Source organism: Pseudomonas sp. KBS0707 (assembly GCF_005937945.2).
In the GTDB taxonomy this organism is placed as follows: Bacteria; Pseudomonadota; Gammaproteobacteria; order Pseudomonadales; family Pseudomonadaceae; genus Aquipseudomonas; species Aquipseudomonas amygdali.
This window is the reverse complement of record NZ_CP041754.1, coordinates 446,833-460,305: the sequence shown is the minus strand read 5'-3', so window position 1 is coordinate 460,305 and position 13,473 is coordinate 446,833. Positions and strand designations below refer to the sequence as shown.

13 protein-coding genes and 1 pseudogene are annotated in these 13,473 nt (G+C 58.8%); 8 read left to right on the top strand and 6 right to left on the bottom strand.

Annotated elements, in window-relative coordinates; translation table 11 throughout:
* Positions 1-40: 40 nt before the first annotated feature.
* Genes FFH21_RS02275 through pilG form a run of 4 tightly spaced genes read right to left on the bottom strand, consistent with a single transcriptional unit; the run spans position 41 to position 3,508 of the window.
* Positions 41-2,083, bottom strand: coding sequence for a methyl-accepting chemotaxis protein (locus FFH21_RS02275; RefSeq protein WP_011167501.1), 2,043 nt, complete (start codon positions 2,081-2,083; stop codon positions 41-43).
* 48 nt (positions 2,084-2,131) lie between these two features.
* A complete protein-coding gene (locus tag FFH21_RS02270; RefSeq protein ID WP_011167500.1) occupies positions 2,132-2,671 on the bottom strand; it encodes a chemotaxis protein CheW in 540 nt (179 codons plus the stop codon).
* Positions 2,672-2,685: 14 nt separating this feature from the next.
* On the bottom strand, positions 2,686-3,051 hold the full coding sequence (gene pilH, locus FFH21_RS02265) for a twitching motility response regulator PilH (protein WP_002551739.1): 366 nt from the start codon (positions 3,049-3,051) through the stop codon (positions 2,686-2,688).
* A gap of 46 nt (positions 3,052-3,097) precedes the next feature.
* The gene (gene pilG, locus FFH21_RS02260) at positions 3,098-3,508 is read right to left on the bottom strand and encodes a twitching motility response regulator PilG (RefSeq protein WP_004654414.1); all 411 of its coding nucleotides are present in this window, start codon (positions 3,506-3,508) and stop codon (positions 3,098-3,100) included.
* A gap of 244 nt (positions 3,509-3,752) precedes the next feature.
* Here pilG and gshB point away from each other — a divergent pair, with 244 nt between their 5' ends.
* The 7 genes from gshB to FFH21_RS02220 all read left to right on the top strand — a co-directional run bounded on the left by gshB (position 3,753) and on the right by FFH21_RS02220 (position 9,899).
* Positions 3,753-4,712, top strand: coding sequence for a glutathione synthase (gene gshB, locus FFH21_RS02255; RefSeq protein ID WP_011167499.1), 960 nt, complete (start codon positions 3,753-3,755; stop codon positions 4,710-4,712).
* Between the two features lie 156 nt (positions 4,713-4,868).
* Positions 4,869-5,771, top strand: coding sequence for an energy transducer TonB (locus FFH21_RS02250; protein WP_041924402.1), 903 nt, complete (start codon positions 4,869-4,871; stop codon positions 5,769-5,771).
* 75 nt (positions 5,772-5,846) lie between these two features.
* Positions 5,847-6,419, top strand: a complete 573-nt coding sequence (locus tag FFH21_RS02245; RefSeq protein ID WP_002551735.1) for a YqgE/AlgH family protein — start codon at positions 5,847-5,849, stop codon at positions 6,417-6,419.
* Positions 6,419-6,859, top strand: a complete 441-nt coding sequence (ruvX, locus tag FFH21_RS02240; protein WP_004666453.1) for a Holliday junction resolvase RuvX — start codon at positions 6,419-6,421, stop codon at positions 6,857-6,859. The genes FFH21_RS02245 and ruvX overlap by 1 nt, the downstream gene beginning before the upstream one ends.
* A gap of 242 nt (positions 6,860-7,101) precedes the next feature.
* Positions 7,102-7,614 carry a bifunctional pyr operon transcriptional regulator/uracil phosphoribosyltransferase PyrR gene (gene pyrR / locus FFH21_RS02230; protein WP_002551733.1) on the top strand — a complete coding sequence of 171 codons (513 nt, stop codon included), beginning with the start codon at positions 7,102-7,104 and terminating at the stop codon, positions 7,612-7,614.
* 12 nt (positions 7,615-7,626) lie between these two features.
* The gene (locus FFH21_RS02225; protein ID WP_004666454.1) at positions 7,627-8,631 is read left to right on the top strand and encodes an aspartate carbamoyltransferase catalytic subunit; all 1,005 of its coding nucleotides are present in this window, start codon (positions 7,627-7,629) and stop codon (positions 8,629-8,631) included.
* The gene (locus FFH21_RS02220; protein WP_004654402.1) at positions 8,628-9,899 is read left to right on the top strand and encodes a dihydroorotase; all 1,272 of its coding nucleotides are present in this window, start codon (positions 8,628-8,630) and stop codon (positions 9,897-9,899) included. The genes FFH21_RS02225 and FFH21_RS02220 overlap by 4 nt, the downstream gene beginning before the upstream one ends.
* Positions 9,900-10,969: 1,070 nt before the next feature.
* Here FFH21_RS02220 and FFH21_RS02210 read toward each other — a convergent pair.
* Positions 10,970-11,374: a TM2 domain-containing protein gene (locus tag FFH21_RS02210; RefSeq protein WP_004666455.1), complete on the bottom strand. Its 405-nt coding sequence runs from the start codon at positions 11,372-11,374 to the stop codon at positions 10,970-10,972.
* 250 nt (positions 11,375-11,624) lie between these two features.
* On the opposite strand from FFH21_RS02210, the gene FFH21_RS02205 reads away from it, so the two are divergent.
* Complete coding sequence (locus FFH21_RS02205; protein ID WP_019740415.1) at positions 11,625-12,302, top strand: C40 family peptidase; 678 nt, start codon at positions 11,625-11,627, stop codon at positions 12,300-12,302.
* A gap of 94 nt (positions 12,303-12,396) precedes the next feature.
* On the opposite strand, the pseudogene FFH21_RS02200 reads toward FFH21_RS02205, so the two are convergent.
* Positions 12,397-13,431 (bottom strand): annotated as a pseudogene (locus FFH21_RS02200) (type IV pilus twitching motility protein PilT).
* Positions 13,432-13,473 lie beyond the last annotated feature (42 nt).

The following is a 13,473-nucleotide window of genomic DNA, read 5'->3' as shown; positions in this document are numbered from 1 at the left end:
ACCGCCTGTTACCCAATCAAGGTTGTTCATTGGTTGTACATCATCCGGCTTTCTTCGATGACGGCAGGGCAAAACCCGATACCGAACGACGCATTTCGCTGGCCATTTTTGCCAGATTGCCGATGCTTTCGGCCGTGGCCGAGGTGCCCGAGGTGGTCTGCGAGATGGTCTGCTGAATGACGGTCATGATCTGCGAAATCTGCCCGGCAGACTCGGCCTGTTGGTGGGCGGCATCGGTGATACTTTCGATCAGTTCGGCCAGCACTCGGGAAACCCCTTCGATTTCCCCCAGCGCCACCCCGGCGTCCTGCGCCAGTCGTGCGCCGCGTACCACCTCGCTGGTGGTCTGCTCCATGGAGATAACCGCCTCGTTGGTGTCGTTCTGAATGGCCCGCACCAGCGTTTCGATCTGCTTGGTGGCAGACGACGAGCGCTCGGCCAGCCGCTGTACTTCGTCAGCCACCACGGCAAAGCCACGTCCGGCATCACCGGCCATCGAAGCCTGAATGGCCGCGTTGAGGGCCAGAATATTAGTCTGATCGGCAATGTCGTCGATCAGACTGACAATATCGCCGATTTCCTGAGAAGACTCACCCAGGCGCTTAATACGCTTGGACGTGTCCTGAATCTGTTCGCGAATGTTGTCCATGCCGTGGATGGTGTTGTGTACGACCTCGTTGCCCTTGTTGGCAATCGCTACGGAGCGCTCTGCCACCGCCGAGGATTCCGATGCATTGGTCGACACCTGATTGATGGACGCTGCCATGTCGTTGATTGCCGTCGAAGCCGCGCTGATCTGCAGCGCCTGATGCTCGGAGGCGGCAGACAACTGCATGGCCGTGGCCTGAGTTTCGGTAACGGCAGCAGCAACCTGTTCGACCGTCAGGTTGATGGTCACCACCAGCTCGCGCAACTGGTCGATGGAATAATTGATGGAATCGGCAATCGCGCCAGTGAAATCTTCGGTCACCGAGGCCGTCACCGTCAGATCACCGTCAGCGAGGTTCTCGATCTCGTCCAGCAAGCGCATGATCGCCGTCTGGTTACGCTCGCTCTTCTGTGCGGTTTCGCGCAACTGGCGGTTGGTCTCGCGGACCATGACCAGACCGATAAGGATGATCGACATCAGCGCCAGCAAGCCCAGTACATAGCCACCGATGGTATTCACAGTACGGCGCTTGGCCATGTTTTCCAGGCTGTTGGTGAGTACCGAGGTTTCATCCAGCAGGGTCTGTGAGGTGTTGAAAATGTTTCCGGACGCCTCACGCACCTGATACAGCTCGGGCGAGGTTTCAAGAATCTCGTCCACCGAGCCGGACACAAACTCGAACAGCTCGGCAATTTCCGCCAACCGTGCACGGGCATCGCGGTCTTCAACCTGGGAGATTCGCAGCGTGGCGTTGCCCTCCAGCATGCCGTTGAGCACACGACCAAACTGGCTGGCGTCGCGGCCAAACGCATCGGCTGCCTGCACCGCTGTTTCGTCACCGGCCAGCACGGTATTGACCGAGCCGAGGATTCGTTCTGCGAGCAGCGCCTGACGTTGCGCAACCACCACCTGCGCAGCCGGCGCACGGCTTTGCAGAAGGCTTTCCACGACCTTTTCGTATTCGGCCTGCAATTGCGGGATGGTTTCGGCCAGTGTCGCAGCCACCTGATGCAGCGACAAAACCGTCTGTTCGCTGGCCAGAATCACATCGGTACTTTTGCGCAGCCCTTCCCAGTCGCGCTGAACGGTGCGCAATTCGTCGCGTATCAGATCAGGAGCCGCAGGCAGCCCGGTGGCCGGATCGCCTTTTCTCAGGTAGCCCCAGCGCACGTCGAAATCGTTGCGCGCATCGGCCAGCAGCTTGAACGCCTGGGTTTTACCGGCGGCCGCTTCGGTGGCGTTTTTCGCGATGCGCTGGGATAACACGCGTAGCTCACCAGCATGCCCGATGTACTGTTTGTCGTAGTTCGATTGAGTGTTGAGATAGGCGAAGTTGGCGAACAGCAACATGATGAAAACGATAAGCGCGACAAACAGCAGAATAATCTGCGTCCGGCTGCGCGCGCCTTCCCTTGATCTGCCTGTATTACTCATTAATCAGGCCCCCGCCTGGATCAATTGTGAAACAAAACAAACCAGAGCCTAAGATGCCAGGTCCATGAAGTCTGCAGACTGCACCAGCGCCCACGGACTGAATATCTGCCACGCCTGCTCGCGAATGAACTGCCCGCGCAAGAACGGCGCGATACCTTGATTGATGTCTTGTGATGTCTGGGGTATGAGGCTCAACTGACTGAAACGTTGCATGCCGAACACCTCATCGACCAGCAGACCGGCGAACACATCGTTGTGCTCGACAACCAGCACCCGGCGCTGTTTGCGCGCGGGGGTCAGTTCGTGGCCGAAAAACCCGCATAAATCCATGAGTGGCAACAGTCGGCCGCGCAGATTGGCGATACCCGCCACCCAGAACTTCACGCCCGGCATAACTGCATGATGAGGCTCGTGAAGGATTTCGGCGATTTCGCCGATAGGTGCCACGAAGCGCTGCTCACCCATCCGGAAACCGATGCCGACCCAATCCTGCTGATGAGCTTCCTGCAGCGGCAGGCCCGCCGCCAGCGAACGACAGCGTCGATCCATATCAAGAAGCAGTTCAAAGGCAGTACGTGGCTCGGCCATGGCGATTCCGGCAATCAGCCGGCCAGCACCGCATTCAGGGTTTTCATCAGGGTTTCTTCATCCACCGGTTTGGTCAGGTAATCCCGCGCGCCCTGGCGTTTGCCCCAGACCTTGTCGGTCTCCTGATCCTTGGTGGTGATCATGATCACCGGGATCATGTTGGTGTCGGCATCCTTGGTCAGCTGACGCGTGGCCTGAAAGCCGTTGAGCCCGGGCATAACGATGTCCATCAGCACTGCATCGGGTTTTTCCTGACGGGCCAAGGCCACGCCATCAGCGCCATTTTCGGCCTTGAGCACTTCATGACCGTGCTTTTCCAGCATGCCGGTGAGTTTGTACATTTCAGTCGGCGAGTCATCGACGATCAATATTCGAGCCATGGGTGTTCCCCGTCAGGTTACGAGCGTGCCACATCGGGCGCGGGCGTCATGATATGTGATGTTCTGCTGCAACGAAGCCCGGCACATGAGCCTTGATCGCGCTGAGCAGTTCTTCCTTGCTGAAAGGCTTTGTCAAAAACTGATCGGAACCGACAATCCGCCCCTTGGCCTTGTCGAACAGACCATCCTTGGAGGACAGCATGATGACCGGCGTGGACTTGAATGCGCGGTTGTTCTTGATCAGCGCACACGTCTGATAACCGTCCAGACGCGGCATCATGATATCTACGAATATGATTCGTGGGTGGTTATCGGCAATCTTGGCCAGCGCGTCGAAACCGTCTATCGCAGTGATGACTTCACAACCTGCGTTTTTAAGCAGTGTTTCGGCGGTGCGGCGAATGGTCTTCGAGTCATCGATGACCATGACTTTCAAGGCGGAGGCGTGTTGTTCCATAGCTGCTCTTCCATCGCCGCAGCGAATTTTTGCGCATTCTGCGAGGCACTGGGAGCCTGACGGTATCGCTTCATTGATCCCCAAGGATCGAAAACCGGATGCCGAGCCTTTTTAGCATACTCTCCAGACTCAATCCATAAAGCGCACCGTGGCGGGCCTGCCCCTTGACCCGGAGCAAACGGAACGCCACCCTGATGCCAATTTTACGGCCGTTGCGGCCCTTACCGATCAGAGGATATTGCCCATGAGCGTTCGCCTAGGGATTGTCATGGACCCCATTGAGCGCATTTCCTATAAAAAGGACAGCTCGCTGGCCATGCTCCTTGCCGCACAGGAACGCGGCTGGTCTCTGTTCTATATGGAACAGAAAGACCTGTATCAGGACGCTGGCCAGGCCCGCGCGCGCATGAAGCCGCTCAAGGTGTTTGCCGATCCGGCCAAATGGTTCGAGTTCGAAGCCGAAGTCGACGCAGGTCTCGACGACCTGGACGTGATCCTGATGCGCAAGGACCTGCCGTTCGACATGGAATTCGTCTACGCCACCTATTTGCTGGAACAGGCCGAGCGTGCAGGCGTGCTAGTCGTCAACAAGCCGCAGAGCCTGCGTGACTGCAACGAGAAGCTGTTCGCCACGCTGTTCCCCCAATGCACCCCGCCGACCCTGGTCAGTCGCCGCGCAGATATCATTCGCGAATTCGCCGAAAAGCACGGCGACGTCATCCTCAAGCCGTTGGACGGCATGGGCGGCGCGTCGATCTTCCGCCATCGGGCGGGCGATCCGAACCTGTCGGTGATCCTTGAAACCCTGACCGCTCATGGCACACAGCAAATCATGGCGCAGGGCTACCTGCCCGCCATCAAGGACGGCGACAAGCGCATCCTGATGGTCGATGGCGAACCAGTCCCGTATTGCCTAGCGCGCATCCCTGCCGCAGGTGAAACACGTGGCAACCTGGCCGCAGGCGGGCGTGGCGAAGCCCGTCCGCTGAGCGACAAGGACCGCTGGATCGCCGAGCAGATCGGCCCCACCCTGCGCGAAAAAGGCCTGTTGTTCGTCGGCCTCGACGTGATCGGTGAGCACCTGACCGAAATCAACGTCACCAGCCCGGGCGGCATCCGCGAAATCGACAATGCTTTCGGCACCAATATTGGTGGCCTTTTAATAGATGCGATCGATAAGAAGCTGCAGGCGCGCAGGGGCTGATCAACGACTGACCCCGCTGGCCACGGATCAAACCGTGCGCCGCGGCGTCCCTTCGTCTGATCCGCAACAGAGCTTCGCCGTACATTGCGTTATCATGCGCCACCTGTAACACGACACGGATTTTGACATGCAGGCTGACGAGATGCTGAACCGCCAATGACATCCATGGCCAGAAACGACCTTCCCCTCGAACTCGCCAATGTGGGTGTGCGTCCTGCCGATCGCCTGGGCTTTACCATGATGATCGCGGCGCTGATCCACCTCGCGGTGATCCTTGGCGTGGGTTTCACCTATGTAAAGCCGGAGCAGATCTCGCAGACCCTGGAAATCACCCTCGCTACGTTCAAAAGTGAAGAAAAGCCTAAACAGGCGGATTTCCTGGCACAGGACGATCAGCAGGGCAGTGGCACGCTGGACAAGGCCGAAACGCTCAAGACCACCGAACTGGCGCCGTATCAGGACACCAAGGTCAACAAGGTCACCCCGCCTCCGGCCAGCAAGCCGGTGGTCAAGCAGGAAGCGCCAAAGACTGCCGTCGCGACCACTGCGCCCAGCCAGCAGAAAACCGTCGCCAAGCGCGATGAAGTCAAGCCCGAGCCAACCACCAAGGCCGCACCGACCTTTGACAGCTTGGAGCTGAGCAATGAAATTGCCAGCCTGGAAGCCGAACTGTCGACCGAGCAGCAGCTTTATGCCAAGCGCCCGAAGATCCACCGCCTCAATGCGGCCTCGACCATGCGCGACAAAGGTGCCTGGTACAAGGACGACTGGCGCAAGAAGGTCGAGCGGGTCGGAAACCTGAACTATCCTGAAGAAGCACGACGCAAGCAGATCTACGGCAATTTGCGACTTCTTGTGTCAATCAATCGCGACGGCTCGTTGTATGAAGTGCTGGTGCTTGAATCATCAGGGCAACCTTTGCTGGATCAGGCAGCACAACGAATCGTGCGTCTGGCGGCACCTTTTGCGCCGTTCACCGGCGATCTGGCCGACATCGACAGGCTGGAGATCATCCGCACCTGGAAATTTGCACGCGGCGACAAGCTGTCGAGTAATTGAATTTTTTGCAAACTGACACTCGACACGTACAAGTGTCAGTTGTCAGGCGCGCAAGGCAACGCCAAACTAGGACTCATGAAAAAAGTCTCCCCGAGTTATCTAAAGCACCAGTTCCTGATCGCCATGCCGCACATGCACGACGAGAACTTTGCTCAGACCTTGACCTACGTTGTCGAGCACAACGCCAATGGCGCAATGGGGCTGGTGATCAACCGCCCGCAAAGCCTGACCCTGGCGGATGTACTCGAACAACTGCGACCGGAGCTTCCTGCGCCCAAACGCTGCCAGGAAATCGCCATACATTCGGGTGGCCCGGTGCAGACCGATCGCGGCTTTGTCCTGCATCCCAGTGGCCAGACGTTTCAGGCCACAGTCAATCTTCCCGGCGGGATTTCGCTGTCGACCTCACAGGACGTGCTGTTTTCCATCGCCGATGGCTACGGGCCTGATCAAAATGTGATCACCCTCGGCTACGCAGGGTGGGACGCAGGCCAACTGGATGCGGAAATGGCCGATAATGCCTGGCTGACCTGCTCGTTTGACCCGGCCATCCTGTTCGATGTCGACAGCGAGCAACGCCTGGATGCGGCAGCCAGACGCCTGGGCATCAATCTCAACCTCATATCGACCCAGGCAGGACACGCTTGATGGCCGCTTTACGGCTGCTGCTGGGGATTGATTACGGCACCAAACAGATCGGCGTTGCGGTCGGTCAGGCCATTACCGGTCAGGCACGTGAACTCTGTACGCTCAAGGCGCAGAATGGCGTGCCGGACTGGGACAAGGTTCAGGCACTGATCAACGAATGGAAACCTGACGCCATCGTGGTCGGCCTGCCGTTGAACATGGACGGCACGCCCAGCGACATGAGCGCGCGCGCGGAAAAGTTTTCGCGCAAGCTCAACGGCCGCTTTGGTGTAACCGTCTACACCCATGATGAACGCCTGACCACCTTCGAAGCCAAGGGCGAGCGCATGGCTCGCGGCGGCCAGAAAGGCAGCTACCGCAATAATCCGGTGGATGCCATTGCTGCTGCGCTTCTTCTGCAAGGCTGGCTGGACGAGCACCCCGAGCTGTTGAATGTGTGACTTTTTCTGCCTTTATCGCTTCGAGATACCCGGATTCCACGTTATCGCTTGAGCACTCCGCCACGGACCAGGCTGTGTAAAAACGTCACGAGCGAAGGCAAGACAAGGCAAAAACAGGCGAAAAAGCGGAGTTTAAGTGTTCTAAATGAGCATTTTTCGCCTGTTTTTAACGCAGTATTGCCAAGCGCAGTAGTTTTTACACAGTCTGGGAAGGACGCTGCCCGAGCCTCAAAGGAGCAAATATGAGCCTGCCCGATCCCGCCGAATTGATTCGTCAGATGGCCACTGACCTGAACGCTCACCTGAGCAAGCGCGGCATCAGCGACCCTCGTTTCATTGGTATCCGCACGGGCGGTGTATGGGTTGCCCAGGCGCTGCTCAAGGCACTGAACAACCCCGCTCCGCTCGGCACCCTGGACGTTTCGTTCTATCGCGATGACTTCAGCCAGAACGGCCTGCACCCTCAAGTGCGACCTTCGGACCTGCCGTTCGAAATAGAAGGGCAGCATCTGGTGCTGATCGACGACGTGCTGATGAGTGGTCGTACCGTCCGCGCCGCCCTCAATGAACTGTTCGACTACGGTCGCCCGGCCAGCGTTACGCTGGTCTGCCTGCTGGACCTGGACGCCGGTGAACTGCCGATCCGCCCGAATGTGGTTGGCGCGACTCTGTCGCTGGCACCCGATGAACGCATCAAGCTGTCCGGCCCAGAGCCGCTGGCGCTCGAACTTCAAGACCTCTCCACCGCCCTTTAAGAGTCCATTGCGATGACGCCTCTCGACGCCAAGCGCCCGCTGCAGCTCAACCACCAGGGCCAGCTGCGCCATTTTCTGTCTCTGGACGGCTTGCCCCGCGAGCTGCTTACCGAAATTCTCGACACCGCTGACTCGTTCCTTGAAGTCGGCGCGCGGGCGGTGAAAAAAGTCCCGCTGTTGCGCGGCAAGACGGTGTGCAACGTGTTCTTCGAGAACTCCACCCGTACCCGCACCACCTTTGAACTGGCTGCGCAGCGGCTGTCGGCCGACGTGATCACGCTGAACGTCTCGACCTCGTCCACCAGCAAGGGCGAAACGCTGTTCGATACCTTGCGCAACCTTGAGGCGATGGCCGCCGACATGTTCGTTGTGCGTCACGCAGATTCGGGCGCTGCGCACTTCATCGCCGAACACGTATGCCCGGATGTCGCGATCATCAACGGCGGCGATGGCCGCCACGCACACCCGACCCAGGGCATGCTCGACATGCTGACGATTCGTCGGCACAAGGGCGGCTTTGAAAACCTGTCGGTGGCCATCGTTGGAGACATCCTGCATTCACGGGTAGCGCGCTCCAACATGCTCGCGCTCCAGGCGCTCGGCTGCCCGGACATCCGCGTGATAGGGCCGAAAACCCTGCTGCCGGTCGGCGTCGAACAATATGGGGTGAAGGTCTACACCGACCTCAACGAAGGCTTGAAGGACGTGGACGTGGTCATCATGCTGCGCCTGCAACGCGAACGCATGACCGGTGGGCTGCTGCCCAGCGAAGGCGAGTTCTACCGCCTGTTCGGCCTGACCACCGCGCGCCTTGCGGCCGCGAAGCCGGATGCGATTGTCATGCACCCCGGCCCGATCAACCGCGGCGTGGAGATCGAATCGGCAGTGGCCGACGGCGCGCATTCGGTGATTCTCAATCAAGTGACCTACGGCATCGCAATCCGCATGGCGGTGCTGTCCATGGCCATGAGCGGGCAAAACGCACAACGTCAATTCGAACAGGAGAACGCCCAGTGAAGCTCAGCATCCTCGGCGCTCGCGTCATCGACCCGGTCAGCGGGATGGATCAGGTTACCGACCTGCATGTTGAAGCAGGCAAGCTCACCGCTATCGGTGCCGCCCCGGAGGGTTTCGAGCCCACCCAGACCATCGATGCTGCAGGACTGGTCGCAGCACCCGGTCTGGTCGACCTCAACGTGTCCCTGCGCGAGCCGGGCTACAGCCGCAAAGGCAGCATCGCCAGCGAAACCCGCGCGGCGGTGGCAGGCGGCGTGACCAGCCTGTGCTGCCCGCCGCAGACCAAACCGGTGCTCGACACCTCGGCGGTGGCCGAACTGATTCTGGACCGCGCCCGTGAAGCCGGTTTCAGCAAGGTGTTTCCTGTCGGCGCACTGAGCAAGGGCCTGGAAGGCGAACAACTGGCAGAGCTGATCGCCCTGCGCGACGCAGGCTGCGTGGCGTTCGGCAACGGTCTGAGCAGCTTCAGCAACACCCGTACGCTGTGCCGGGCGCTGGAATATGCGGCCACCTTCGACCTGACGGTGATTTTCAATTCGCAGGATCGTGATCTGGCCGAAGGTGGTCTGGCGCACGATGGCGCGACGGCGGCGTTTCTGGGTCTGGCGGGCATCCCCGAGACGGCCGAGACAGTGGCGCTGGCTCGCGACCTGTTGCTGGTCGAGCAAAGCGGTGTGCGCGCACATTTCAGCCAGTTAACCAGTGCGCGTGGTGCGGCGCTGATTGCCCAGGCGCAGGCACGTGGTCTGCCAGTGACAGCGGATGTGGCGTTGTATCAGTTGATTCTGACTGACGAGGCGCTGATCGACTTCTCCAGCCTCTATCACGTCCAGCCGCCACTGCGCACCCGCGCCGATCGCGATGGCCTGCGTGAGGCAGTGAAGTCGGGTGTCATTCAGGCGATTTCCAGCCATCACCAGCCACATGAGCGTGACGCCAAGCTGGCGCCGTTTGGCGCTACGGAACCGGGCATCAGCAGCGTGGAGTTGCTGTTGCCGCTGGCCATGACGCTGGTGGATGACGGCCTGCTCGACCTGCCGACCCTGATCGCCCGCCTGAGCAGCGGCCCTGCCGCCGCCTTGCGCCTGCCAGCCGGCAAGCTCAGCGCAGGAGCGCCAGCGGATATCGTGCTGTTCGACCCTGCCGCCTCGACGGTTGCGGGCGAGACCTGGCTGTCAAAAGGCGAGAACTGCCCCTTCATCGGCCACTGCCTGCCCGGCTCGGTACGCTATACGCTGGTGGATGGACGGATCAGCTACAGCCGTTGAGGCACTACGCTCAGACCAACGAAGGAGAGCGAGACCCCTGTAGGAGCGGACCGGGCGACGCTTCGCTCGTCCGCGAAGACAGTGTGTCAGTCGATGTATTCTCGACGATCATAAAGACCCCTTCGCGAACAAGTTCGCTCCCACGCCCTGCGGGCAGAAGCTTTAATGATTGGGCTTCTGTAGGAGCGGACTTGTCCGCGAAGACTGTATAATTCAATCGATGAACTTTCGGTGAATGTAACGGCCCTTTCGCGAACAAGTTTGCTCCCACGCCCTTCGGCCAGAGGCTTCAATGATGGGGCTTCTGTAGGAGCGGACTTGTCCGCGAAGACTGTAATTCAATCGATGAACTTTCGGTGAATGTAACGGCCCTTTCGCGAACAAGTTCGCTCCCACGCCTTTCGGCCAGAGGCTTTAATGAGGGGGCTTCTGTAGGAGCGGACTTGTCCGCGAAGACTGTAATTCAATCGATGAACTTTCGGCGAATGTAACGGCCCTTTCGCGAACAAGTTCGCTCCCACGCCCTTCGGCCAGAGGCTTTAATGATGGGGCTTCTGTAGGAGCGGACTTGTCCGCGAAGACTGTAATTCAATCGATGAACTTTCGGTGAATGTAACGGCCCCTTCGCGAACACGTTCGCTCCCACGCCCTTCGGCCAGAGGCTTTAATGATGGGGCTTCTGTAGGAGCGGACTTGTCCGCGAAGACTGTAATTCAATCGATGAACTTTCGGTGAATGTAACGGCCCTTTCGCGAACAAGTTCGCTCCCACGCCCTTCGGCCAGAGGCTTTAATGATGGGACTTCTGTAGGAGCGGACTTGTCCGCGAAGACTGTAATTCAATCAATGAACTTTCGGTGAATGTAACGACCCTTTCGCGAACAAGTTCGCTCCCACGCCCTTCGACCAGAGGCTTTAATGATGGGCCTTCTGTAGGAGCGGACTTGTCCGCGAAGACTGTAATTCAATCGATTAACTTTCGGTGAATGTAACGGCCCTTTCGCGAACAAGTTCGCTCCCACACCCTGCGGGCAGAAGCCCTGACGCTCTGCGTCCGCCGCTGAGCAAGCCTCACCCGCGCTGGGCGTTCTTCATCGAGATCTGGTCATTCAGGGTCCAGAAGTCATACAGAATCCCCAAGAGAAACAACCCGCCCGTGCACAGGTAGATAATGCCGGTGATCCACTTGCCCTGATACATGCGGTGTACACCAAACAGGCCCAGGAAGGTCAGCAGGATCCACGCCAGGCTGTAATCGGTGGAACCCGAGGTAAAGCGCAGGTCGGCTTCGCGGTCCATCGAAGGGATCAGAAACAGGTCAATCAGCCAGCCGATACCAAACAGACCGAAGGTGAAGAACCAGAGGGTCCCGGTCACCGGCTTGCCGTAGTAAAAGCGATGCGCCCCCAGGAACCCGAAAATCCACATCAGGTAGCCCATGACCTTGCTGTGCGTGTCCGAACGATAGGCGTTCATTTTTACCCTCTTTGCGCTGATAGAAAAAAATACATAACAAATTTGTGACTTGGTTTCCCTCTTCCGACGTATGGCACACGAGGCGGTTTTATGCCGCCAAGCCCTTGTCGTTAAAGGGATTAGCAAGAAAAAAGAAAGAGTCTGTCGCATAAAACGCAATGATACCAGTGTGATGCGCTCGACAAATGGGGTCAGATTTTCCGAAAAAGCTGTTATAAAGTTGCGCGCTGACCACTACGAGCCCTGCCGAATGCGTCCTTTTTTCAAGACATGGCTAACCATTTGCCTTTTTATGCCACTGGCCGCCCACGCCACCAATCGTGAGCAACAACTTCCTGCGAGCTTCACGGGCTACACCGCCAAAAGTCACTCTTCACCGGCACTCGCGACTCGCAATGCACCTCAGGAAGCCACACCAGTACCCGTTCACCCCAAAAACGCCCGCGCCTCCAAGCCTGTTTCACGCAAGAACGCCAGCAAGGCCACCTTGCAGGCGTCGGCTGCTGTCCCTGCCAAACAGGGCAATGCCGTCGTAAAACGCGCCCTGCAGGCTGTCGGTACGCCTTACCGCTGGGGCGGCACCACGCCCGGCAAGGGCCTGGACTGCAGCGGGCTGGTCAAATATGCCTACACGGATGTCCGTGAGGTCGACCTGCCACGCACCTCCAATGCAATGGCCCAGGGTCATGGTCAGACGGTGGATCGCAAGGATCTGAAACCCGGTGACCTGCTGTTCTTCAATATCAAGAGCCGCAACATCAACCACGTCGCCATTTACCTGGGCGACAACAAGTTCGTTCATGCGCCGCGCCGTGGCAAGGCGGTAACTGTCGATACGCTGAACAAACCGTATTGGAACAGTCACTACAAGATCGCCAAGCGCGTTCTGCCAAAACAGCCCGGCCAGATGCGCGTGGTTCAGCGCTGATACTGACGTGAATCCGCAGTCCGCAAGCTGCATCTGAAAAAGGGGTCTTGAACGCGTTCAAGACCCCTTTTTCGTTCCTGCAGCCTCCCTGCGATCAGAAGTTATCCGGCACCTTGGCACGTTCGCGCGCGCTTTCGCGGGTGATCAGCCCCTTCTTCACCAGATCGGCCAGGCACATGTCCAGCGTCTGCATGCCCATCGAACCGCCGGTCTGGATAGACGAATACATCTGCGCCACCTTGTCCTCGCGAATCAGGTTACGGATGGCCGGGGTGCCCATCATGATTTCATGCGCTGCCACGCGTCCGCCGCCGACCTTCTTGAGCAGCGCCTACGAAACCACGGCGTGCAGCGATTCGGAGAGCATCGAGCGAATCATCGATTTTTCCTGAGCCGGAAATACATCGACGATCCGGTCGATGGTCTTGGCTGCTGACGTGGTGTGCAGCGTGCCGAACACCAGGTGACCGGTTTCAGCCGCGGTGAGCGCCAGGCGAATGGTCTCCAGGTCACGCATCTCGCCGACCAGAATCACGTCAGGGTCTTCACGCAACGCCGAGCGCAGCGCCTCCGAGAAACCCAGTGTGTCGCGGTGCACCTCGCGCTGGTTGACCAGGCACTTCTTCGATTCATGAACGAATTCGATCGGGTCCTCGATGGTCAGGATGTGGTGATGCTTGTTGCAATTGAGGTAGTCGATCATCGCCGCCAGCGTCGTCGACTTGCCTGAGCCGGTCGGCCCGGTGACCAGAATCAGGCCGCGTGCCACGTCGGTAATCTTCCGAAACACACTGCCCATCCCCAAGTCTTCCATGCTCAGGATTTTCGAGGGAATGGTACGAAACACCGCGCCTGCGCCGCGATTCTGGTTGAATGCGTTGACCCGAAAACGCGCAACGCCCGGCACTTCAAAGGAAAAGTCGGTTTCCAGACGCTCCTCGAAATCCTGCCGCTGCTTGTCGTTCATGATGTCGTAGATCAGCGCCTTGACCTCTTTGGCGTCCAGCGGGGGCAGGTTGATACGCCGCACATCGCCGTCGACGCGGATCATCGGTGGCAGACCTGCAGAGAGGTGCAAGTCCGACGCGCCCTGTTTGGCACTGAAGGCCAGCAGCTCGGTAATATCCATACAGCTCCTCAATCACATAGAATGCCGCAGACTTTAGCCCTG

What these genes read in the sequence shown, in the direction of transcription:
- pyrR (WP_002551733.1), top strand. Translation starts at nt 7,102, where the DNA reads ATGAGCCTGCCCGATCCCGCCGAATTGATTCGTCAGATGGCCACTGAC.
- FFH21_RS02275 (WP_011167501.1), bottom strand. Translation starts at nt 2,083, where the DNA reads ATGAGTAATACAGGCAGATCAAGGGAAGGCGCGCGCAGCCGGACGCAG.
- FFH21_RS02250 (WP_041924402.1), top strand. Translation starts at nt 4,869, where the DNA reads ATGACATCCATGGCCAGAAACGACCTTCCCCTCGAACTCGCCAATGTG.
- pilH (WP_002551739.1), bottom strand. Translation starts at nt 3,051, where the DNA reads ATGGCTCGAATATTGATCGTCGATGACTCGCCGACTGAAATGTACAAA.
- FFH21_RS02270 (WP_011167500.1), bottom strand. Translation starts at nt 2,671, where the DNA reads ATGGCCGAGCCACGTACTGCCTTTGAACTGCTTCTTGATATGGATCGA.
- FFH21_RS02245 (WP_002551735.1), top strand. Translation starts at nt 5,847, where the DNA reads ATGAAAAAAGTCTCCCCGAGTTATCTAAAGCACCAGTTCCTGATCGCC.
- FFH21_RS02210 (WP_004666455.1), bottom strand. Translation starts at nt 11,374, where the DNA reads ATGAACGCCTATCGTTCGGACACGCACAGCAAGGTCATGGGCTACCTG.
- gshB (WP_011167499.1), top strand. Translation starts at nt 3,753, where the DNA reads ATGAGCGTTCGCCTAGGGATTGTCATGGACCCCATTGAGCGCATTTCC.
- ruvX (WP_004666453.1), top strand. Translation starts at nt 6,419, where the DNA reads ATGGCCGCTTTACGGCTGCTGCTGGGGATTGATTACGGCACCAAACAG.
- FFH21_RS02205 (WP_019740415.1), top strand. Translation starts at nt 11,625, where the DNA reads ATGCGTCCTTTTTTCAAGACATGGCTAACCATTTGCCTTTTTATGCCA.
- pilG (WP_004654414.1), bottom strand. Translation starts at nt 3,508, where the DNA reads ATGGAACAACACGCCTCCGCCTTGAAAGTCATGGTCATCGATGACTCG.
- FFH21_RS02225 (WP_004666454.1), top strand. Translation starts at nt 7,627, where the DNA reads ATGACGCCTCTCGACGCCAAGCGCCCGCTGCAGCTCAACCACCAGGGC.